Origin of the sequence: Pseudomonas sp. GOM7, from assembly GCF_026723825.1 — a bacterium.
Lineage (GTDB): Bacteria > Pseudomonadota > Gammaproteobacteria > Pseudomonadales > Pseudomonadaceae > Aquipseudomonas.
The window spans coordinates 258451-278716 of sequence record NZ_CP113519.1 but is presented as its reverse complement, the minus strand read 5'-3'; the positions used below and the strand labels follow the sequence as shown (position 1 = coordinate 278716).

The 20266-nt window shown below is 59.3% G+C and carries 15 protein-coding genes, 1 tRNA gene and 1 pseudogene; 11 read left to right on the top strand and 6 right to left on the bottom strand.

Translation table 11 applies throughout. From position 1 onward, the window contains the following. Positions 1–136: 136 nt before the first annotated feature. Both OU800_RS01200 and OU800_RS01195 read right to left on the bottom strand, forming a co-directional pair. On the bottom strand, positions 137–1294 hold the full coding sequence (locus tag OU800_RS01200) for an MFS transporter (protein ID WP_268180542.1): 1158 nt from the start codon (positions 1292–1294) through the stop codon (positions 137–139). 107 nt (positions 1295–1401) lie between these two features. After that, positions 1402–2895 (bottom strand): aldehyde dehydrogenase, encoded by a 1494-nt coding sequence (locus OU800_RS01195; RefSeq protein WP_268180540.1) that lies wholly within the window; start codon positions 2893–2895, stop codon positions 1402–1404. A gap of 245 nt (positions 2896–3140) precedes the next feature. Here OU800_RS01195 and OU800_RS01190 point away from each other — a divergent pair, with 245 nt between their 5' ends. The 3 genes and pseudogenes from OU800_RS01190 to OU800_RS24155 all read left to right on the top strand — a co-directional run bounded on the left by OU800_RS01190 (position 3141) and on the right by OU800_RS24155 (position 4936). Then, the gene (locus OU800_RS01190; protein ID WP_268180538.1) at positions 3141–3500 is read left to right on the top strand and encodes a cupin domain-containing protein; all 360 of its coding nucleotides are present in this window, start codon (positions 3141–3143) and stop codon (positions 3498–3500) included. 767 nt (positions 3501–4267) lie between these two features. Continuing rightward, positions 4268–4543: pseudogene (locus OU800_RS24160) on the top strand (methyl-accepting chemotaxis protein); the annotation flags it as partial. A gap of 3 nt (positions 4544–4546) precedes the next feature. Continuing rightward, positions 4547–4936: a CZB domain-containing protein gene (locus tag OU800_RS24155; protein ID WP_442964800.1), complete on the top strand. Its 390-nt coding sequence runs from the start codon at positions 4547–4549 to the stop codon at positions 4934–4936. A 258-nt stretch (positions 4937–5194) separates the two neighbouring features. Here OU800_RS24155 and gabT read toward each other — a convergent pair whose 3' ends face one another. Together gabT and gabD are read right to left on the bottom strand one after the other, a co-directional pair. Next, positions 5195–6475 carry a 4-aminobutyrate--2-oxoglutarate transaminase gene (gabT, locus tag OU800_RS01175; protein WP_268180536.1) on the bottom strand — a complete coding sequence of 427 codons (1281 nt, stop codon included), beginning with the start codon at positions 6473–6475 and terminating at the stop codon, positions 5195–5197. Between the two features lie 227 nt (positions 6476–6702). Further along, positions 6703–8154 (bottom strand): NADP-dependent succinate-semialdehyde dehydrogenase, encoded by a 1452-nt coding sequence (gene gabD / locus OU800_RS01170; protein ID WP_268180535.1) that lies wholly within the window; start codon positions 8152–8154, stop codon positions 6703–6705. 445 nt (positions 8155–8599) lie between these two features. On the opposite strand from gabD, the gene OU800_RS01165 reads away from it, so the two are divergent. The 8 genes from OU800_RS01165 to OU800_RS01135 all read left to right on the top strand — a co-directional run bounded on the left by OU800_RS01165 (position 8600) and on the right by OU800_RS01135 (position 17469). Continuing rightward, positions 8600–8676, top strand: a tRNA-Arg gene (locus OU800_RS01165). A 374-nt stretch (positions 8677–9050) separates the two neighbouring features. Continuing rightward, positions 9051–9827 carry an RNA polymerase sigma factor gene (locus OU800_RS01160; protein ID WP_125940335.1) on the top strand — a complete coding sequence of 259 codons (777 nt, stop codon included), beginning with the start codon at positions 9051–9053 and terminating at the stop codon, positions 9825–9827. Continuing rightward, entirely contained in the window at positions 9827–10396 is a 570-nt protein-coding gene (locus OU800_RS01155; RefSeq protein WP_268180532.1) for a hypothetical protein, read from the top strand. The genes OU800_RS01160 and OU800_RS01155 overlap by 1 nt, the downstream gene beginning before the upstream one ends. A 2-nt stretch (positions 10397–10398) precedes the next feature. Then, positions 10399–13782: a UvrD-helicase domain-containing protein gene (locus OU800_RS01150; RefSeq protein WP_268180529.1), complete on the top strand. Its 3384-nt coding sequence runs from the start codon at positions 10399–10401 to the stop codon at positions 13780–13782. Between the two features lie 84 nt (positions 13783–13866). Then, on the top strand, positions 13867–14616 hold the full coding sequence (locus OU800_RS01145) for a multiubiquitin domain-containing protein (protein WP_034021828.1): 750 nt from the start codon (positions 13867–13869) through the stop codon (positions 14614–14616). After that, a complete protein-coding gene (locus OU800_RS01140; protein ID WP_268180527.1) occupies positions 14591–15772 on the top strand; it encodes a ThiF family adenylyltransferase in 1182 nt (393 codons plus the stop codon). The genes OU800_RS01145 and OU800_RS01140 overlap by 26 nt, the downstream gene beginning before the upstream one ends. Beyond that, positions 15769–16221, top strand: coding sequence for a DUF6527 family protein (locus tag OU800_RS24150; protein ID WP_442964733.1), 453 nt, complete (start codon positions 15769–15771; stop codon positions 16219–16221). The genes OU800_RS01140 and OU800_RS24150 overlap by 4 nt, the downstream gene beginning before the upstream one ends. Positions 16222–16353: 132 nt before the next feature. Beyond that, positions 16354–17469 (top strand): hypothetical protein, encoded by a 1116-nt coding sequence (locus OU800_RS01135; protein ID WP_268180525.1) that lies wholly within the window; start codon positions 16354–16356, stop codon positions 17467–17469. A 171-nt stretch (positions 17470–17640) separates the two neighbouring features. Here the strand turns inward: OU800_RS01135 and OU800_RS01130 are convergent, their stop codons facing one another. Together OU800_RS01130 and OU800_RS01125 are read right to left on the bottom strand one after the other, a co-directional pair. Beyond that, the gene (locus OU800_RS01130; RefSeq protein WP_268180523.1) at positions 17641–18534 is read right to left on the bottom strand and encodes a hypothetical protein; all 894 of its coding nucleotides are present in this window, start codon (positions 18532–18534) and stop codon (positions 17641–17643) included. After that, positions 18534–20255 carry an AAA family ATPase gene (locus tag OU800_RS01125; protein ID WP_268180522.1) on the bottom strand — a complete coding sequence of 574 codons (1722 nt, stop codon included), beginning with the start codon at positions 20253–20255 and terminating at the stop codon, positions 18534–18536. The genes OU800_RS01130 and OU800_RS01125 overlap by 1 nt, the downstream gene beginning before the upstream one ends. Between the last annotated feature and the right edge of the window lie 11 nt (positions 20256–20266).

Here is a 20266-nt window from a genome sequence, read left to right as displayed (position 1 = left end):
AGGCAGCCAGTGCAAGGCAAAAACAGGTGAAAAAGCGGAGTTTACGAGTTGTAAATGAGCATTTTGAGCCTGTTTTTAACGCAGCAATGGCAACGCAGGTAGTTTTTCAACAGCCTGCTAAGCCAGTGGCGCTGAATCAGGAACGCGCAGCAGACGCCCCGTCGAATTCGGCAAAGGCACTGCGCTGGCTGGCCAGCACGATGAATACCAGGGCGCCAGCGGCCATCATCAGCGGCAGGGCATGGCCGCTCAGCCACTGGCTCACCGCGCCGGTGAGCAGCGGCCCGATCAGACAGCCCAAGCCCCAGAGCTGGGCGACATGGGCATTGGCGCGCACCAGCTCGTCATCGCGGTAGCGCTCGCCAATCAGGATCAGCGACAGGGTGAACAGGCCGCCGGCACTGGCACCGAAGGCGACGAACACCGGCCAGATCAGTGGCGTGTGCAAGAGCAGCGGAATCGCCAGGCTGGACAGCAGCAGCACCAGACCACAGCCACGGAACAGGGTACGTCGCGACATGCGGTCGGCCAGCCAGCCGATGGGCAGTTGCAGTACGGCATCGCCGATCACCACCACGCTGACCATCAGCAGCGCCACCTCCTGGGTGAAGCCCTGGCGCAAGCCGTAGATCGGCAGCAGGGTCAGCATCATCGCCTCGAAGGCGGCGAACAGCATCACCGCCCAGGCAATCGCCGGCAGCTTGCGGCAGAACACCGGCAGGCCCCGGCCCGAGGCGCTGTGCGCATCGACGCTGGGGGCGCCGCTGCGGCCAAGGAGGATCAGCGAACCGCCGATCAGTAGCCACACGCCCGTCCAGAAGCCCCGGTCGCTGTCCGTGCCCAAGGCGGTGAGCAACAAGGGGCCGCTGAGCTGGCTCAGCGCATAGCCGGTGCCATACAGCGCCACCAGACGCCCGCGCCACTTCTCCACGGCAAGCTGGTTGATCCAGCTCTCACCGAGCACGAACACCACGGTAAGCGCCACACCGATGAACAGGCGCAAGGCAACCCACACGGCATAGTTCTGCACCAGCGCCAGCCCGGCCACCGACAGCGCGCCGAGCAGCAGGCACAGTTGCATCAGCAAGGTGGTGCCGAAGCGCGCCGCCAGACGCCCGGCCAGCGAGGCGCCAAGCAGCACGCCCACGGCCGGCGTGGCCGCCATCACACCGATGGCGAAGGAATCGTAGCCCCAGCTCTCCAGGCGCAACGACACCAGCGGCATGGTCACGCCCAGCGCCAGGCCGATGCTGATGACCGCCGCGCAGACGGCGAAATAAGTGCCCCAACGCATGGCCAGATTCCTTCTTTGTCGTGGCGGGAATGCAAAACGGCTGGACTTCCCCAGGAAGCCCAGCCGCTTTCACTTGCAGCTTATGGCTTGCAGCTTGCGGCTGCTTCTCAGAGCTTGATCCAGGTGGCCTTGATCTCGGTGTACTTGTCGAAGGCATGCAGCGACTTGTCGCGGCCATTGCCGGACTGCTTGAAGCCGCCGAATGGCGCGGTCATGTCACCGCCGTCGTACTGGTTGATCCACACGCTGCCGGCACGCACGGCGCGACCGACGCGGTGGGCACGGGACAGGTTGCTGGTCCAGATGCCTGCCGCCAGGCCATAGACGGTATCGTTGGCGATGGCCACGGCTTCGGCCTCGTCAGCGAAACCGATCACCGACAGCACTGGGCCGAAGATCTCTTCCTTGGCGATGCGCATGGCGTTGTTCACGCCGTCGAAGACGGTCGGCTCGACATAGGTGCCGCCGGTCTCCTCCAGCACGCGATTACCACCGGCCACCAGCTTGGCGCCGTCTTCATGGCCGGCCTGGATGTAGCTCAGCACGTTGTTCATCTGCGTGGTGTCGACCAACGCGCCGACATTGGTCGCCGGGTCCAGCGGATGGCCCGGTTTCCAGGCCTTGATGGCCTCGACCACCATGGGCACGAACTTGTCCTTGATGGAGTTTTCCACCAGCAGGCGCGAGCCGGCGGTGCACACCTCGCCCTGGTTGAAGGCGATGGCGCTGGCGGCGGCAGCGGCAGCGGCCTGCAGATCCGGGGCGTCAGCAAAGACGATGTTCGGGCTCTTGCCGCCGGCCTCCAGCCACACACGCTTCATGTTCGACTCGCCGGCGTAGATCATCAATTGCTTGGCGATCTTGGTCGAGCCGGTGAACACCAGGGTGTCGACGTCCATGTGCAGGGCCAGGGCCTTGCCCACGGTGTGGCCGAAGCCCGGCAGCACGTTGAACACACCAGCCGGAATGCCAGCCTCGATGGCCAGTTGGGCGATGCGGATGCCGGTCAGCGGCGACTTCTCGGAAGGTTTGAGGATCACCGAGTTGCCAGTGGACAGCGCCGGGCCGAGCTTCCAGCAGGTCATCAGCAGCGGGAAGTTCCACGGCACGATGGCGGCGACCACGCCCACCGGCTCGCGGGTGACCAGGCCCAGCTCATCGTGCGGGGTGGCGGCCACTTCGTCGTAGATCTTGTCGATGGCCTCGCCGCTCCAGCGGATGGCGCGGGCGGCGGCCGGCACGTCGATGCCCAACGAGTCACCGATGGGCTTGCCCATGTCGAGGGTTTCCAGCAGGGCCAGCTCTTCGGCGTGAGCCTCGAGCAGATCGGCGAAGCGAATCATCACCTGCTTGCGCTTGACCGGCGCCAGGCGCGACCACACGCCAGAGTCGAAGGTGGCGCGGGCGTCCTTGACCGCCAGCTCGGCGTCGGCCTGGTCGCAGCTCGCCACCAGGCCAAGCACGCGGCCGTCGACCGGGCTGATGCACTCGAAGGTGGCGCCGGACTCGGCGGTACGGTACTGCCCATGCACGAAGGCACGGGTTTCGATGTTCAGGGTCTTGGCGCGCTGTTCCCAGTCGGCACGGGTCAGATCAGTCATTCCGGCATCCTCTCTTGTGGGCCTGGGTGCGCCCGCGAGGGCAGGCACCGGCAAAAATCGGGTCAGGCCAGCGCGCTGGCCGAAGCTGTTCGCCACACTAAACCAGCGGCACAGGGGTTTTCAATATTTTTGACAAAAACAACGAATAATCCCTTGTCATGTTCGTTTTTCCACACATAGACTGCTGCGAATCCAGCCCTGCGACAGTATTCCAGCCAACCATCTCGTCACTACGGAAGCGCCAGATGAACATCGAGCAGATCGTCGACTTCGCCCAGGCCGGCAGCGCCGCAGAGCACTACCGCCCCGCCCCGGAAAAGGTGCTCAAGGGTGACCCGGAGCAGAGCGTGCGCAACCACTACAGCAGCCCTTGCGGCCAGTTCAGTACGGGCATCTGGGAAGGCGCCGTGGGCCAGTGGACGGTGAACTACACCGAGCACGAGTACTGCGAGATCCTCCAGGGCGTTTCCGTGCTGCGCGACGCCGAGGGCAACGCCAAGACGGTGCGCGCCGGCGACCGCTTCGTCATCCCCGCCGGTTTCTCCGGTACCTGGGAAGTGCTGGAAACATGCCGCAAGGTGTATGTGATCTTCGAGCCCAAGTAAGTTCCCGACTCCTGTTGCTTGTCACCCTTTGGCCCGCCATGCGCGTAATGCTGTTCGCTTAAGCTGCGGTCGGGCTCGAGCAGTCCCCTCGCCCCTCAGGGGAGCGGGTTAGGGCGGGCCGCGTTCGGAGAGGGGGCCGGCAGACTTGCGGCGTTTTCAGCCCTCTCCCCCAGCCCCTCTCCCATAAATGGGAGAGGGGAGCAAAGCGCACACGACCTCATGTGAACATGCATTGCGCCATGCGCGGGCCTTTTTCTGCCCATACGCCTGCTCGGCGTCAATATCGGGCAGAAAACCGCATAGCACACTGACACCATGCAGACGCTTATGCCCCATGGGAGTTGCCCCGAATGTTCAACCGTAAACTGCGCCAGCAATGCCATGATCAGCAACGCCAGATCGAGCGCCTGGAGGCCGAAAGACAGGCAATGCAGCGCGAACTGGAAGATGCCCGCGAACTCTTGCGCCAGACGCAACAAGAACAGAACCAGCTCAATGCCATGAGCCGCTTTCATGAACAGCTCCAGCAGGAGCTGGGCCATTTTCAAGAATCGCTCTCGGCCACTCGCGATGGTGTGGTGGTGCAAGCCGAACAGTTGCGCGTCGATGTCGACAAACAGCGCGAGCATCAGGACGTGTTCCACCAGACCGCCACCCTGCTCGCCGGCTTTTCCGCCGCGCTCGGCAGCATGTCCGAGCAGGGCGTACAGAGCGTGCAAAGCGTCGAGCAACTGCAAGGGCGGGTTGGCGACATCAGCCGTATCGTCGAATTGATCAAGGCGATCTCCGACCAGACCAACCTGCTGGCACTCAATGCCGCCATCGAAGCGGCTCGTGCCGGCGAACAGGGCCGTGGTTTCGCCGTGGTCGCCGACGAAGTGCGCGCCCTGGCCCAGCGCACCCATCAGGCCACGCAGGAAATCAGCCAGCTCGTTACCGGCATCAACCAGGACACCGAGCGCGCCAGCGGCGCCATCGGCCTGCTCTCCAACGAAGCCTCGCGGCTATCGACGGAAGTCTCGCAGTCGGCCAGCACCCTGGACACAATGGTCGAACTCGGCGCGCACATGAATGGGCTGATCGAGCGCATCGCGCTCAGCTCCTTCTGCGAGGCGGTCAAGCTCGACCACCTGCTATTCAAGTTCGACGTCTACCAGCGCCTGCAGCACCAACACGCCAATACCGAACTGGTCGATCATCAGCACTGTCGCCTCGGCCACTGGTACCAGAATGCCGAGACCATTTCCCGCTACGGCAATACACGCGCCTACCAGCAACTGGAGGCACCGCACCGCCAGGTGCACGGAGCTGCCCAGGAAGCGCTGCACGCCGCCCAGGCAGAGGATTGGGAACGTACCCTGCAGGCCGTGGCGCAAATGGAACGGGCCAGCCACGAGGTCAACCAGCAGCTCGACGCGTTGAGCCGCGCACACTGAGCCCAGGGGTAATGCCAAACCGTAGCCCGGATGCAATCCGGGAGCTCTTCGGCACACGCACGGCCACCGACCTCATGCCCGCGCGAGGGGATTCAGCGGCGCTGCAGCAGCAGGCGTAGACGCTGCCCTCCGCAACCCAAGCCCCGGATTTCATCCGGGCTACGGCTTACTTGCTCCAGGCAAAAAAAGACCCGCACGCGGCGGGTCTCAGGTGCGCCCGGCCTGGTGAGCCACGGGCGCAGATACAACAGAAACGACTCAGGCCAGTTCGTCGAAGCACTCGGCGACGATGGCGATGCCTTTTTCCAGTTGCGCATCAGGAATGGTGACGGGCATCAGGAAGCGGATGACGTTGTAGTAGGTGCCACACGACAGCAGGATCAGGCCCTTCTCGCGCGCACGGGCGACGATCTTGCCCACCAGCTCGGCAGCCGGCTTGTGCACGTCACCGCCCTCGAACAGCTCGATGGCCACCATCGAACCCAGGCCACGCACGTCGCCGATCACCTTGTGCTTCTCGGCGATGGCCTTGAGGCCCGCCTTGAGCTTCTCACCCACGGCGTTGGAGCGCGCCAGCAGGTTCTCCTCGTCGAACACCTTGAGCACAGCCAGGGCCGCGGCGCAGGCGATCGGGCTGCCGGCATAGGTGCCGCCCAGGCCACCGGGGGCGATCTTGTCCATGATCTCGGCCTTGCCGCACACGCCGGAGATCGGGAAGCCGCCGCCAACGGACTTGGCGAAGGTGGTCAGATCCGGCACCACGCCCAGTTGCTCGGTGGCGAAGAAGGTGCCGGTACGGCCGGCGCCGGTCTGCACTTCGTCAGCGATCAGGAGGATGCCGTGCTGGTCGCACAGGGCGCGCAGGCGCTGCATGAAGGCCGGCGAGTTGACGTAGAAACCACCCTCGCCCTGCACCGGCTCGATGATGATGGCGGCGATGTCCTGCGGCTGCGCGTCGTTCTTGAAGATGCGCTCGATGCTGGCGATGGACTCGTCTTCGCTCACGCCATGCAGCGGGCACGGCGCCTGGGCACGGTACACGCCAGCGGGCATCAGGCCCATGCCGGCGGAGTAAGGCACCACCTTGCCGGTCAGCGACAGGGTCATCATGGTGCGGCCGTGATAGGCGCCGGTGAAGGCGATCACGCCGGCGCGGCCAGTGGCAGCACGGGCGATCTTCACCGCGTTCTCGACAGCCTCGGAGCCGGAGGTGACCAGCAGGGTCTTCTTGGCGAAGTCACCCGGCACACGCTTGGCGATTTCTTCGCACAGCTCGATGTAGGGCTCGTAGGCCAGCACCTGGAAGCAGGTGTGGCTGAGCTTGGTCAGTTGCTCCTGCACGGCGGCTACCACCTTCGGATGCAGGTGGCCGGTGTTGAGTACGGCGATGCCGCCGGCGAAGTCGATGTACTCACGGCCTTCCACGTCCCACACGGTGGCGTTCTCGGCGCGCTCGGCGACGATCGGGTGGATCTGGCCGACGCCACGCGGTACGGCGGCCTGGCGGCGTTGCAGCAGGGATTCGTTGGTCTTGCTCATGGTGTCCTCATGGCCGTCATCGGGCGGCTCGGTTCAAGGAAATGCCTCTGGAGGGGGATCGCCGCAGCATACGATGATCGACTGCGTCGGGCCGCCGGAGGCGGGGGAAATTCTGGCTCGTTACAACCGCACCAAGCGCGTCGCGAGCCCGTAGGGTGCGCCGTGCGCACCACCAGGGTATTTCAAGCGAGGCGCGGAGCCGATTACCCCGCGCTCTCGCCAGCGAATCAGATACCGCCCAGGCACATGTACTTGATCTCGAGATAGTCCTCGATCCCGTACTTGGAACCTTCGCGGCCCAGGCCAGAGGCCTTCACGCCGCCAAACGGCGCCACTTCGTTGGAGATCAGCCCGGTGTTGATACCCACCATGCCGTACTCCAGCGCCTCGGCCACGCGGAACACGCGGCCCAGGTCGCGGGCATAGAAGTAGGAGGCCAGGCCGAACTCGGTATCGTTGGCCATGGCGATCACCTCGGCCTCGTCCTTGAAGCGGAACAGCGGCGCCAGCGGGCCGAAGGTCTCTTCCTTGGCCACGGCGGCGGTTTTCGGCACGTCGAGCAGAATGGTCGGCTCGAAGAAGGTGCCACCCAGGGCATGCGGCTTGCCGCCCAGGGCCAGCTTGGCGCCTTTACCCACGGCGTCCTCGATGTGCTCCTGCACCTTGGCCACGGCCTTGCCGTCGATCAGCGGGCCGGTGGTGGTGCCCTCTTCCAGACCGTTACCGATCTTCAGCTTGGATACGGCAGCGACCAGCTTCTCGGCGAAGGCCTCGTAGACACCGTCCTGCACGTAGATGCGGTTGGCGCAGACGCAGGTCTGGCCGTTGTTGCGATACTTGGAAATCAGCGCGCCTTCCACGGCGGCATCCAGGTCGGCGTCATCGAAGACGATGAACGGCGCGTTGCCACCCAGCTCCAGCGACACCTTCTTGATGTCCTGCGCGCATTCGGCCATCAACTGGCGACCGATCTCGGTCGAGCCGGTGAAGCTCAGCTTGCGCACGACGGGGTTGCTGGTCAGCTCGCCACCCACTTCGCCGGCGCTGCCGGTGACCACGCTCAGCACACCTTTGGGGATGCCGGCGCGCTCGGCCAGCTCGACCAGGGCCAGGGCGGAGAACGGCGTCTGCGAAGCCGGCTTGATCACCATGGTGCAACCGGCGGCCAGGGCTGGGCCGGCCTTGCGGGTGATCATCGCGGCAGGGAAGTTCCACGGAGTGATGGCGGCAGTCACGCCGATCGGCTGCTTGATCACGATAAGGCGCTTGTCCGGCTGGTGACCCGGAATCACGTCACCGTAGACGCGCTTGGCTTCCTCGGCGAACCACTCGATGAAGGAGGCGGCGTAGGCAATCTCGCCCTTGGCTTCGGCCAGCGGCTTGCCCTGCTCCAGAGTCATCAGGCGGCCCAGGTCATCCTGGTTTTCCATCAGCAGCTCGAACCAGCGACGCAGCTTGTTCGCACGCTCCTTGGCGGTCAGCGCACGCCAGGCCGGCAGCGCCTTCTCGGCGGCCTCGATGGCGCGGCGGGTTTCCGCGCGGCCCATCTTCGGTACCTGGCCGATGATCTCGCCGGTCGCCGGGTTGTTCACGGCGATGGTCTGGCCGCTGTCGGCGTCCAGCCACTGGCCATCGATGTAGGCCTGTTGGCGGAACAGTTGGGCGTCTTTCAGTTGCATGGCAGTCTCCTTCGGATTCCGACGCCCAGGCGTCGGGGGGTGGAGTCATGGACACGAACCACGCCGCGCGAAGAGCGCTGCATGGGCCTGGTAAAAAGTTAAGAGCCGCTGATTGGCGAAGGGTTCGGGATGAGCGAACACTGCGTTTGAAATCTCAAACGAATCCTAGGAGCGGCAAGGGTAAAGGGCAAGACCCGGAAGGGCTGAAACCGCTAAATAATGACAAAAAACTTGGAAAAAGGGCCTGGAGCAGGGTGAAAAGTGTAAAGTGCGTTCGGAATAACGCACACTCGTGCACGATGGACGCTAAGCGCCTAGATGCGTATGATTGCGCCCCGCAACGCATCCGTAGCTCAGCTGGATAGAGTACTGCCCTCCGAAGGCAATACTCGTCGAGTTGAGAAGGGTGTCAGCTAATGGTCAAATAGACCTCCGCAACACATATGCACCAGTAGCTCAGCTGGATAGAGTACCGCCCTCCGAAGGCGGGGGTCGTGGGTTCGAATCCCGCCTGGTGCGCCATATCTATTTGATTTATTGGGCTTTCTTTACAGAGGCCCGATTCTTCACTCCGCACCAACCAATCCTAGCGCCGAAGCTAATTCTGGCGACGTTCGCAACAGGCAATGAGTACTGCCCAAACGGCCCTTTTGAGGTTGGTTTTCGGGCTGTGCCGATTCTGTGCCTAAACCGTGCCACACGGCCTGTTCACTTCCCGCGCCTCTGCGGCTGCGCGAGTACTAGCTCGCCGCCCACCAGCCGCATAGCAGCATCGGTCATCGCCAACTAACCAAAAAACCTGTCTATGCAGCGGCTGGCAGCAGCATCAAGCAGTGCTCTGGTGTTACATTTTGTGGAGTACCTCACGGAAGGCTTTAGCAGACAAAGGAGTAGCCGTGGCGCGTCCCCTTCGCAAGATCAAACTTGATGGAACGCTGTATCAGCGGCGTCCGGCCGTCGAAGCCGAAATTCATGATTTGACGGCCGTTAGCCCCTCCGAACTTGAGCGCAGAGCGTCCATTTGCTCTCGCACCTCCCCCGGCTTTGTCTCACCGGAGGTGTTGGTGCACTTTGTGCGGAACGTGGGAGCCGGGATGCATCGCGAAAGGCTAACTGAGCTCCTACTCCAGCGCGTTTACCTTCTCCTGCCTCGCGCCGAGAATGCAGGCGAGGCCACAGCCTCACTTACCAAGGCAAACATCCGAGATGATGTCGTCGACCATTTCGTTGATCTGCTGCTTAGCGACCGGGCAGCGTATGACAATCGCCTGGATTACTACGAGATAAACTTTAACTCGGCCATCGCCAAAGACCGTAAGGATGCGAGTGATCGTCATTGGAAGCGTGATAGCCAGAGTGAAGAGCTGGGCACGGATGAGGATGGTGCTTACAGCGCCCTGGACGAGGCGATTGGTGGCTACGACCCTTTTGACCCCCGCGAGCTCGACGAAAAATTTTACCGGCTACGGCTCGACGAAGAGATTGATAGTCTGCCTGAACTCCAAAGAAGAATCGTCGAAATGTGGCGCCAAGAGATTCCCATCGACTCGCAAGACCCCTCTGCTGTCACCATAAGCAAAGCACTAGGCAAGAGCGAGAAAACCATCCGTACACACCGCGACAAGGCCTTTGCGACTCTGCGACTGCGCCTTGAACGCAAGGGAAAACTGTGATGATTAAGCGTTCACCAACTTCTAGCGAAGACGTCATGAACGCTTTCGCGATGGATTTCGAGCCAGGGTCCGAGGTGCTCAAAAAGTATCTTGCCGACTATCCCCAGTTCGCTGCCGACCTTGTCGATCTCGCCAGAGAGCTTTCCCGGCAAGTCGACGAGGACCTTCCGCTCAGCGCACAAGAGCTCGCCGCCGTGAGCGCTAAAATGGGCCGGCTCCGCGAGTCCGTAGTCACGGTGGAAATCCTGCAGGCCGCCTCGCCAAAGACCTTCGCTGCAGCAGCCAAAGCTCTCGGATTACCCATGCAGGTCGGCGTCGCCATTCGCGAGCGACGAATAGATGTTGCGACGTTGCCAAGCCGGTTCCTCGGGCGCTTAGCTAACGCGCTACAAACATCAGTCTCTGTTGTTCAGTCGTTTCTCCTCTTGCCTGCGCAGGCATCAGCGCTTCGTGCAAACAAGTCGGATGACAAGCCAGCCCCGGCCGAGAAAGTCCCGCTTGAACGCCTTTTAAGAGAGGCGGGGATGGATGAGGAACGCATTTCACGACTGCTCCACGACGATGACTGACCATGGACCAACTAGAACTCGCTCGCCAGCACGCGAAGCGCTTGCATCATGAAGCAGTCGAACACGGCAGCGATCCATGGTCTCCTTATCAGTTCGCCGAATACATAGCGGAGAAGCTGGGCATCACGGTTGAAAGGTGCGTCCCTGGCGCTTCAATCCTGGACGGGGCGCGCGCAACGTTTGATGCCGCCTTGCAGCTGATTGTTCATGAGGACTTAGGGACATCGTTCGAGCAAGCCTTTCTCGTCGCCCATGAAATCGGGCACGCCGAGCTAGGCGATGGTGAGAAAGAGAAGGAGTCAGCATTTCAGATCGATCCAGCGCGAACCTCTGAGGCTGCGCCAGTTGGCATGGAGCGCGTAGTCGATTACAGCCGACGGCAGCGCCGAGAAGTCCAGATGGACCTCTTCGCGAGAGAGCTGCTGCTGCCACGGTCGCGAGTCTTCGATTTGCACGTCACTCAAGGCCAGACCTGCTCGGAGATTGCAAACCGATTGGGTGCACCCTTCGAGGTCGTCGCACAGCAGATGCTTGATGCGCTTTTGCTCCCCCCTGTGCCAGTAGTTGCAGTAGAAGCGCCTGTCGAAATTCCACTTAACGAGAAGCAAAAAACGGCAGCCAACCATCGCGGGGACGCGTTCCTTCTCCAAGCTGGACCAGGCACCGGGAAGACCCGCACGCTGGTGGCGCGAGTTGAGAGCTTGTTGGATGAGGGGGTAGATCCAAGACGTATCCTTCTCTTGACCTTCTCTAACAAGGCCGCTGCGGAGATGTCCGAGCGGATCGCGCTGAAGCGGCCAGCGGAAGCCGCAGCGCTCTGCATTGGGACGTTCCATAGCTTTGGACTGGACATCCTCAGACGATTCAACGACCGATGTGGCCTTCCGGTCGATCCCCGCCTGATGGACCGAACCGAAGCAGTAGAACTGCTTGAAAACGAATTTCCTCGGCTAGGCCTGACCCACTATCGCAACCTTTATGATCCATCTCAGACGGCTGCTGAAATCCTGACCGCGGTCTCACGCGCCAAGGATGAAGTTGTTGATGCGGCGGGCTATCTTGCACTAGCCAATGCAATGGCTAACGCGGCGAGTAACCCGAGCGAGGTGGAGGCTGCGGAGAAAGCGGCAGAAGTTGCCAAGGTCTACGCTCGCTATGAAGAGCTCAAAACACTCGCTCAGTGTGTCGACTTTGGCGACCTGGTTATGCGCCCGGTTCAACTACTGGAGAGCGATGAAGCCGTTCGAAGGCAGTTGCAGAGCGACTATGACCATATTCTGGTCGACGAGTATCAGGACGTGAACCACAGTAGCGTTCGGCTTCTTGCAACACTGAAGCCGTCAGGCAATAACCTCTGGGTGGTGGGGGACGCCAAGCAGTCGATCTATCGGTTCCGCGGCGCCTCTTCGTTCAACATGGCCCGCTTCGGTTGCCAAGATTTCCCTGGCGCGGTACGGGACAGCCTGAAAATCAACTACCGTTCCACCCCTGAAGTTGTCCATGCCTTTTCTGCTTTTGCTGCAGGTATGTCCGCAGCTGATGGAGAAGAGGCCCTTGAGGCGGATAGAGGTCCAAGCGGAAATCTGCCCGAAATCATCACAGTGGACAATGCCTCCCTGCTGACCTCGGCTATCGCTGATGGAATTCAAGAGCTTCGTAAGTCAGGTTATCGGTATCGGGACCAGGCAGTCCTTTGCCGAGGCAACGATCGACTTTCGGAAGTCGGACGTGAGCTCGAGCGTGCCGGTATTCCAGTGCTTTTCCTGGGCAGCCTGTTTGAGCGTCCGGAAGTAAAAGACCTCGTCGCGGTGCTATCGCTACTCGTGGATCGGCGCGCGATGGGGATGATCCGGACGGCTTGCTGGCCAGAATTCGCCATGAGCTTGGAGGACGCTGTTAGTGTCTTCGAGCATCTACGAGGTACCGACGCGGAACCTGGCGCTTGGCGACTTAGCACTCCAGCTGACCTGACACCTGCTGGTCAGACTGCTCTGTCTTCCCTCAATGCAGCTCTTGCAGGCTTCGACGCGACCTCCCAACCTTGGACCGTGCTGGCAACCCTTCTGCTCGACCGGACTAGACAGGCAGCCCGCATCGCTTCTTCAGCCAGCGTCTCGGACCAGGCTCAGGGCATCGCAATCTGGCAGTTCATGAACTTCGTTCGGGCGCAGCCGAACGGCCAGGGTCTCCCGATCCAGCGGCTTTCTGATCGCGTGAGGAGACTGCTGCGCCTTCGGGACGATAGAGATTTGAGGCAGCTACCCACGGCAGCCCAGGGAATTGATGCGGTTCGCCTGATGACTATCCATGGCTCGAAAGGGTTGGAATTTCCAGCGGTTCACATTGCCGGCGTCAATAAGGACTCCATCCCAGGGGCGCTTCGGACATCAAAGTGTCCCCCACCCGCAGGCATGGTCGCAGGTGGTCAAGGTAGCGCAGAGGACATTGCACGGGCGGCCCACAACGAAGAGCAGGAGTGCTTGTTCTACGTCGCAATGTCCCGGGCGAAGACACGTCTTGCGTTTTACGGAGCGACCTCAACATCAAATGGGCGTGCCAGGCCGCTATCGCAGTTCCTAGATCGCATTGGTCCAGCTCAACGGCGCGCCGTCACGCCTACTACTGTATTACCTCCTGCCCCGGACGATACGCAAATACCCATCGTCTTCTCGGGAACCCCGCGGTTCAGCTCAGATGCGGTCGCGCTTTACGAATCGTGTGCACGGCGATTCCTCTACACACACTTGCTTCAGGTGGGTGGCCGGCGCGGCATGAGTTCATTTATGCATATGCATGAAGCGATTCGTGAGGTCTACCGGAAGATCGTCGCGCAGGGCAGCTCTAGTGCTGAGTGGGAGGATCTGCTTTCTCAGGCCTTCGCGGCTCAGGGGCTTCATGAGCATGGCTATTTCGATGACTACCGTGCGATAGCCTCCACCATGCTCCAATACTTCCTGGCATCGAGGGCTGGCGCGCAGGTTGAAGCTCCGACCCCGCTGCGAATTGTGCTAGACGGCCATGAAATCGAAGTAACACCGGATGATGTCCTCGTGAAAGACGGAAAGCGGGCCATACGCCGGGTGAGAACTGGCCATGCGCCCAGCCGTGACAGCAAGGACGTCGGTACAGCTGCATTTGTACTAGCGGCCCAGGCGGAGTTCCCGGGTGCCGAGCTGGAACTGGTCTACCTAGCTGATGCTGAAAGCAAGCCGTTGAAACTCAGTCCCAAAGAGTTGAGCAATCGCCAAGAAAAATTGGGCGAGATTTTCCGCGGCATCCGAGGCGGCCAGTTCCGAACAAATACTTCGGACGCCACTTGCCCGAACTGCCCGGCCTTTTTCGTGTGTGGTGCAGTCCCCCCTGGAACCCTCTCAAAACAATTCTGAAAAAAGTTTACCGGCGGCAGTCGCTGGGTCCGATTAAAGAGTTGAAGGCAGAAAAAACTCTGTCGCAACACTTTAGAGGACCATATGAAAAACTCTCCGTTTGACGACGTTGGTGACGCGATCCGTGAGGATCGTCCACTGCGAGAGGCCGGCGCCTATCGCATCCGCTTCGGCTTAGAAGGACTGACCTTCCGCAACATCGACGTGCCTGACCCGGTACCCACCGGCCGGCAAATCCTGGATAGCGCGGGGCTCGATCGCCGAAGCGACTATCAACTCTATGCACTTCTCGCCTCGGGCGATTTTGAGGACGTTCGTCTCGACGAGACAGTGGATCTGCGAGGCAAGGGTGCTGAGCGCTTCATTGCGTTCAAGTCCGACCGCGCCTTCAAGTTCTCCTTGAACGATCGCCAGATGGCCTGGGGGCACCCGGAGCTGCTGGGCAGCGTTTTGTATGACCTAGCCGACGCCTCGCCCGAAGAGGCCATCTTCCTGGAAGTACGAGGCGGCGAAGACATCCTCATCGAGCCGGATGACAGGATCAATCTCGACAACCCTGGCATTGAGCGGTTTATCACCGCCCTAAAGCCGCAAAAGGGCTACGTCATCGTGGTCAATGCTGTCGAGGAGATTGTGCCGGACAAGCATGTCACCTTCGAACAGGTGGTCAAGTTGTCCCATCCGAACGCGCCGGCAGAGACCAACGTCAAGTTCTCGATGACATACCGCAATGCTGCCTCGCACCCCCGCGCTGGTGAACTCGCTGAGGGTGGCTCCGTTGAAGTCAAAAAACAGGGGACAATTTTCAATGTCACACGAACTGTTCAGTCTTAATGCCGACCTGGCCCGGTTGCGCACGGAGGGCTACTTCGTTCGCATTCAGGGGAGTCTCCTAGTGATGCTGGAAGTGCCCTATGTCGACGCTCAATGTCGTGTGCGCACCGGCACGCTGGTGTCCAGCCTTGACTTGGCTGGGGACCGGACGCGCAAGCCAGAGACACACGTAATCCACTGGGACGGCGACTTCCCCTGCAGCGCGAATGGGACTCCCTTGCCAGGCATCTCCCATGCGTCGCCCAACACCGACCTCGGTTACGGGCTCACCGCAAGGCACAGCTTTTCCAGTAAACCCAACCCGGATGGCTACCCGGACTACTACGCCAAGATGGCTACCTACGCGACCATCTTGGCCGGCCCGGCGGCCGTCTTGCAGCCCGGTATCAGCCCACGGCTGATCCGTGGCGCTGATGATGAGAATGAGCCCAGCGTCTTCAACTATCTCGATACAGCATCCAGCCGGGTGGGCCTGGGCGCGCTAGCTAGCAGGCTGGAAGGTGAGGTGGTGGGCATCCTCGGCGCAGGTGGTACCGGTGGGTACATCCTCGATCTGGTCGCGAAAACGCCTGTGAAGGAAATCCGACTCTTCGACGATGACGACTTTCTTTCCCACAACGCGTTCCGCGCGCCTGGGGCACCATCGCTCGAGGAGTTGCGGGATGCTCCAAAAAAAGTGCACTACCTGAAGGGCATCTATGAACGGATGCATCGCGGGATCGTGGCTCACCCCGTGAAGATGAAAACGGAGACGCTGGGGCTGCTTGACGGCATCACATTTGCGTTCATCAGCATGGACGCTGGTGAGGAAAAGCGCGCCGTGGTGGCGAAGCTCGAAGCACTTGGTGTGCCATTCATCGACGTCGGGATGGGGCTTGAACTTAGCAACGGTAGCTTGGGCGGCATTCTGCGGGTGACGACGAGCACGCCGGCGAAACGCGGGCATGTCCACGCAGGGCGTATCTCTTTCGCTGGTGGCGGAGGCCAGGACGTGTACGCATCCAATATCCAGGTGGCCGACCTGAACGCGTTGAATGCTTGCCTCGCAGTAGTGAAGTGGAAAAAGCTTCGCGGCTTCTACCGCGACCTAGAGAGCGAGCATCACAGCACGTACACAACCGATGGGAGTATGTTGCTCAACGGAGACCAATCATGATGCGCCATCCGAGTCTGGAACATCGTTTTGTGCGAAACGTTCCACGCGAGTTGGAGCCTGGCATCTTGTACATCTCGATGGACTACGCAACCGCAGTGCACTCGTGCTGCTGCGGTTGCGGGGATCGAGTGGTGACCCCATTCACGCCGACCGACTGGCGGATGACGTTCGATGGTGAGTCCATCTCGCTTCACCCCTCCGTAGGCAACTGGAATCAGAAGTGCCGGTCGCACTACGTGATCCAGCGGGGTCGAGTCTTGGAGGCGGGGCCATGGTCGCAAGGCCAGATAGAGGCGGAGCGTCTACGCGATAAGAAGGCCAAAGCTGAGCATTATGGCTCGCTGCATGAAGTGCGCCGTGAGTTACCCGGTTCCACTACTGGTGGCCAGAGTTCGACTGCGCACTCCCGTAGCATCTGGACTCGGCTTAAGGCCTGGCTCAGCCTTTGACCGCCGATCTTGACTGATGAAGCTCCACCGCCGCCAACGGGACAAAACAGATTTGAGAGAATGCCTGTTTCTGGCTGTGGATTTACTCAAAACAACTAGTAATTTTAAACTTGTGACTTATTGGAGCAATGCATGACCGGTTTCGGCGAGATCAACCGCCAGTTTTCTATGGAAGGGGCTACCCATCTCTACTCAAGCCCCCCAGCAATGCTTACGCCGGCGGATCTCTATCGTCTCAAAGACAATCCGACGCACAAGGCAGCCCTTTTAGACTGCAATATCTATCTCATCGTCCGCCGCCAACGTATTTATTTGAAACCCGACGGGTTCACCTTAAATGGCCGGATTATCACCGGAGAGTTTTTGGTGATGCGAGAACAGGGGATGAGTGCAGTCCCCTTCGTGTATGAAATTAGCCCATCATCAGTGCCAGATGGCATAAGTATTCAGGATGTCGCAGTAGCTCTCAACGGTACATCGTTGATTGTGCTGACTCCAAAGGGCAAGCACTTTATTGCGGTAAACGTCATTATCGCGGACGCTAAAAGTGAGCTGGAGATGCACGATACCGATCTGGAGGTACTCTACGTGGGACAGAGTATTGGACGAACCGGGTCGCGGACTGCTCTAGATCGCTTGCTTTCGCATAGCAAATTTCAGCAAATCCTTGCCGAAACCTCCACGCATTTCCCTGAGCGTGAGGTGCTTCTTTTGCTGTATCGATTCGAGCACGGCAAAACGATTATTAGCAATGGAGGCGATTTCAATGTTGATGCCCAAGCCTCCATGGCGCAGGATTCGGCTCATTTCGATCGACTTAGAAGGATTAAGATGAGTCGTAAGGAAGTCGTATCGCTGGCGGAGGCGGGACTGATCAACTACTTCAAGCCGTATTACAACTCTCTGCTCAAAGGGACGAATTTTACGGCGAAGAATAAGCTCAAGGTTTTAAAGCAACTTATGGGGAAGGGGATCACTGGGCTAGTGGTAGAGCTTTGCTCAGCCAATTTACGCTCTCGCATCGGCACGGTTCATGCCTTACCCGTGGACCTAACAGAAATATTTCCAACAGAGGTTCTGGATGGACGCAATATTAAAGACCAAGAATTAAAGGAGAAATGGAAGGAACAGTTGGAAGAAATGGCTCATTCACATATCGCCAGATTTCCGCTGACGAGTCCTCAAGAGCGAAACACGTTCCTGCATGGCACAATCTTCACCAGCCAAACTGAAGAGGAGCAATATTAGCCAGGCGTCTGATCGGGTGGTTGATCGCAATGCGTGTCCGATTTTGCGGCTGATTGCTGGTATCTAGCTCCAGCCGCTACGCCTAGCGGTTATGGGGGAAATGCACGCAACAACTCGAAGAGCTTAAAAAACATGAGATTTAAACGCGCTCTGAAGGCTTGATTGGGAGCCCTACAGCAAAATTTCATCTACCACATCGATCGTTGCGCGTGCCTCAATGAAGCGCGCATACAATCTATTGACGAGATCTGTATCCATACAGACAATATCAGTTTGATGTTCCCGTTCATTATGAGCTTCGGGCTCAACAAAGCCCCGATCAAAGCGAAGACCTGCCTTTTGATTAAATAGATAGCGCGCATGGATGTCTTGATCCAACTGTTCACCCGCCATCCTGAAAATACTGAATCTGACTCCGCGCTGCACCCAGGCGTTAAGTTGATTCTCATACTCAAGTTTCACCTCCCCTAGTTGCCGGGGATCTTTACTGTGGTCTGAGAAGATAAAGATATGATTCGGCAGGTCGCCACTTGCCGCGCAAATGCTAAGCATAGAATTTAGCACTTTTATGTATTTGCGTCTGGATTGAAAATAGGGGTCTACAAGCACTACTTGATCCGATGCAGCCAATACATACTTAGCAGTTTCTGCTAGCGCATTTGCATTACGCTTAACACAAAAATCTCGGCGATTATCGAATAAGTTCTCGCTTGCATCATCAATGCGATGAAACTTATCTATGTCGACTCTGTTTCGTACCAAGACCGCTGCTAGTTGACTTAAAACAGCCTCAGCATTGACACTCTCCAACCAGCTAGTACCGTCATAGGGCAAGCCTATCCGTACCAAGCGATCATCCTTGGCGCTCTGTAGTTTTTCCTCTATACGCTTCAACTCGATATCGCCAAGTCCTCTGCTACGGCAAGCCTCCATCACGAGTCGCATCCATGTCTTCGGATAGCGCGCGATCAGCAGCCCCTTGCTATAACCAAACTTCTCTAAGGCATAGCGCAAGTCTTGCCAGTTATTGATGGCCTCAGGCTCTATGGCAAATATGGCGTGCATCAGAACAGCTCCTCGCTACGCTCAGCGAAGAAGCCATTGGGCCAGCGGCTGGTGAACTCGCCTGTGCGGTCTATTTCAATACGCTGGGTTCTCACACCTGCAGCACCGGGCTCCATGTAGACGATGGAGACATCAGCTGGAGAAACAGGCTGCAGGCCCTTCGGCAGTTCACGTTCGGAGGTTTCGCGGATGCGGCGCAAGATCCGCAGAATCAGGTGTTCACTGTGGGTTTCGATCAAGAAAGTGGTTGTCTTGTTGGCCTGCGTTAGCAAATCGCCGATACCGACCTGGATCCTTGGGTGGACATGCAGCTCCGGCTGCTCGCAAGCGATGACGCCCCGCCCGGCCTGTACGGCTGCGACCACCAGCGGGAACAACTGAGAAATCCCTACACCCACGTCGGAAAAGGCTACCTCGATGTTGTTGAGGTCGTCCCACAGCACCCACTTATGGTGAAACTCATTCGTCAACAGCGGCAGGGTTTGGGCTTCTAAAGCATTTCTCTCTGCTTCAAGCAGTTCCCTCAGTTTATCTAGCGTCACTGAATGCTTGTCAGGCAGCGAATTACCGCCTGCATCCGTCTCACTGAAGCCCACGCTAAGCTCATCACCAAAGGCCTCAAGTAGTGCTCTCAACTCACTGAAGGTATCACCACCCCTCGTGTATGCGGCTTGGCTAATCACGCTCTTCAGGCGAAGGGAGTAGCCGAGATTCAGGTTTTCTGGCGCATTCAACCAGTGATTGAGCTCTGCCATGTTGGAGGCGGTCAATCGATCAGTGACATCCCAAGCGGCAGCACCGGAATACCAGTCCTTCTGCTGTGGGTAGGGATTAGACTGATGCAGGGCGTCCGGGACGAGGCGTAACGGCCCGATGCATAGGCTCTGGTTGAGCAGCGCTAACAGGTTGTCTAGGGGAGCGACCACCACATCTGAGAGGATTTCGTGCAAACGCGCAGCCAGAATAGGATCATCCGCATTGATGACCGTCTTAAGCCGCTTACCTGGCACCGGCAAGGCTCCGGCGAGCCCCTCAAAGCCGATAGCTGCATGCTCAAAGGAAACCGCAGTGCTTTGCTCGAGATCATCTCTGGACACGGTTTCGGGTTTTCGGTCGGCGTTGAGCAGCTCGTGCAGGCGGCTGACAAAGAGCCCGTCTGTGTATTCCTCCAGATCAGCCTCGGTCAACAAAGCCGGGTGCCGGTAATTGAGCCAGGTAATAACAGGCTGCTTGAGACCGACATCGCTGACAAGCTCGGCGATCAGGCTGTCATCCAGCCAGACCTTGTAGCAGGCCACATACGCCATGTTCTTGGCTTTTGACCAGGCGATATGAAACTCCACAGCGATACGGTTGGCTTCAACCGTAGGGCTGTCGACGGTTAGGCCAAAATTGTCCCCAACCAGATCCACGATCTGGTTGTAGCTGGCACCTATTGAGCCGGACTTATCCAGGGTCAGCTTGATGACCATGCGCTTGGCTAGGTCCCGGCCATTCACCAGGCTCTTGAAACCACCAATATGCTTTTCGCCCAGCGCATCAAGGCGCTGAGGATCGCACTGCCCTTTTCCCAGCAACTGCTGGATATAGAACAGCGCCATCAGCACCGAACTTTTACCCACGCTGTTCGGACCGAACAGGAGTGTGACAGGTGCCAGTGCGATGGATTGAGTCGCCTGAAAGGAGCGAAAGTTGGTGAGGGTGATTTCCGTTATCCGCATGGTAATTTCCT

What these genes read in the sequence shown, in the direction of transcription:
- OU800_RS01200 (WP_268180542.1), bottom strand. Translation starts at nt 1,294, where the DNA reads ATGCGTTGGGGCACTTATTTCGCCGTCTGCGCGGCGGTCATCAGCATC.
- OU800_RS01195 (WP_268180540.1), bottom strand. Translation starts at nt 2,895, where the DNA reads ATGACTGATCTGACCCGTGCCGACTGGGAACAGCGCGCCAAGACCCTG.
- OU800_RS01190 (WP_268180538.1), top strand. Translation starts at nt 3,141, where the DNA reads ATGAACATCGAGCAGATCGTCGACTTCGCCCAGGCCGGCAGCGCCGCA.
- OU800_RS24155 (WP_442964800.1), top strand. Translation starts at nt 4,547, where the DNA reads ATGGTCGAACTCGGCGCGCACATGAATGGGCTGATCGAGCGCATCGCG.
- gabT (WP_268180536.1), bottom strand. Translation starts at nt 6,475, where the DNA reads ATGAGCAAGACCAACGAATCCCTGCTGCAACGCCGCCAGGCCGCCGTA.
- gabD (WP_268180535.1), bottom strand. Translation starts at nt 8,154, where the DNA reads ATGCAACTGAAAGACGCCCAACTGTTCCGCCAACAGGCCTACATCGAT.
- OU800_RS01155 (WP_268180532.1), top strand. Translation starts at nt 9,827, where the DNA reads ATGATTAAGCGTTCACCAACTTCTAGCGAAGACGTCATGAACGCTTTC.
- OU800_RS01150 (WP_268180529.1), top strand. Translation starts at nt 10,399, where the DNA reads ATGGACCAACTAGAACTCGCTCGCCAGCACGCGAAGCGCTTGCATCAT.
- OU800_RS01145 (WP_034021828.1), top strand. Translation starts at nt 13,867, where the DNA reads ATGAAAAACTCTCCGTTTGACGACGTTGGTGACGCGATCCGTGAGGAT.
- OU800_RS01140 (WP_268180527.1), top strand. Translation starts at nt 14,591, where the DNA reads ATGTCACACGAACTGTTCAGTCTTAATGCCGACCTGGCCCGGTTGCGC.
- OU800_RS24150 (WP_442964733.1), top strand. Translation starts at nt 15,769, where the DNA reads ATGATGCGCCATCCGAGTCTGGAACATCGTTTTGTGCGAAACGTTCCA.
- OU800_RS01135 (WP_268180525.1), top strand. Translation starts at nt 16,354, where the DNA reads ATGACCGGTTTCGGCGAGATCAACCGCCAGTTTTCTATGGAAGGGGCT.
- OU800_RS01130 (WP_268180523.1), bottom strand. Translation starts at nt 18,534, where the DNA reads ATGCACGCCATATTTGCCATAGAGCCTGAGGCCATCAATAACTGGCAA.
- OU800_RS01125 (WP_268180522.1), bottom strand. Translation starts at nt 20,255, where the DNA reads ATGCGGATAACGGAAATCACCCTCACCAACTTTCGCTCCTTTCAGGCG.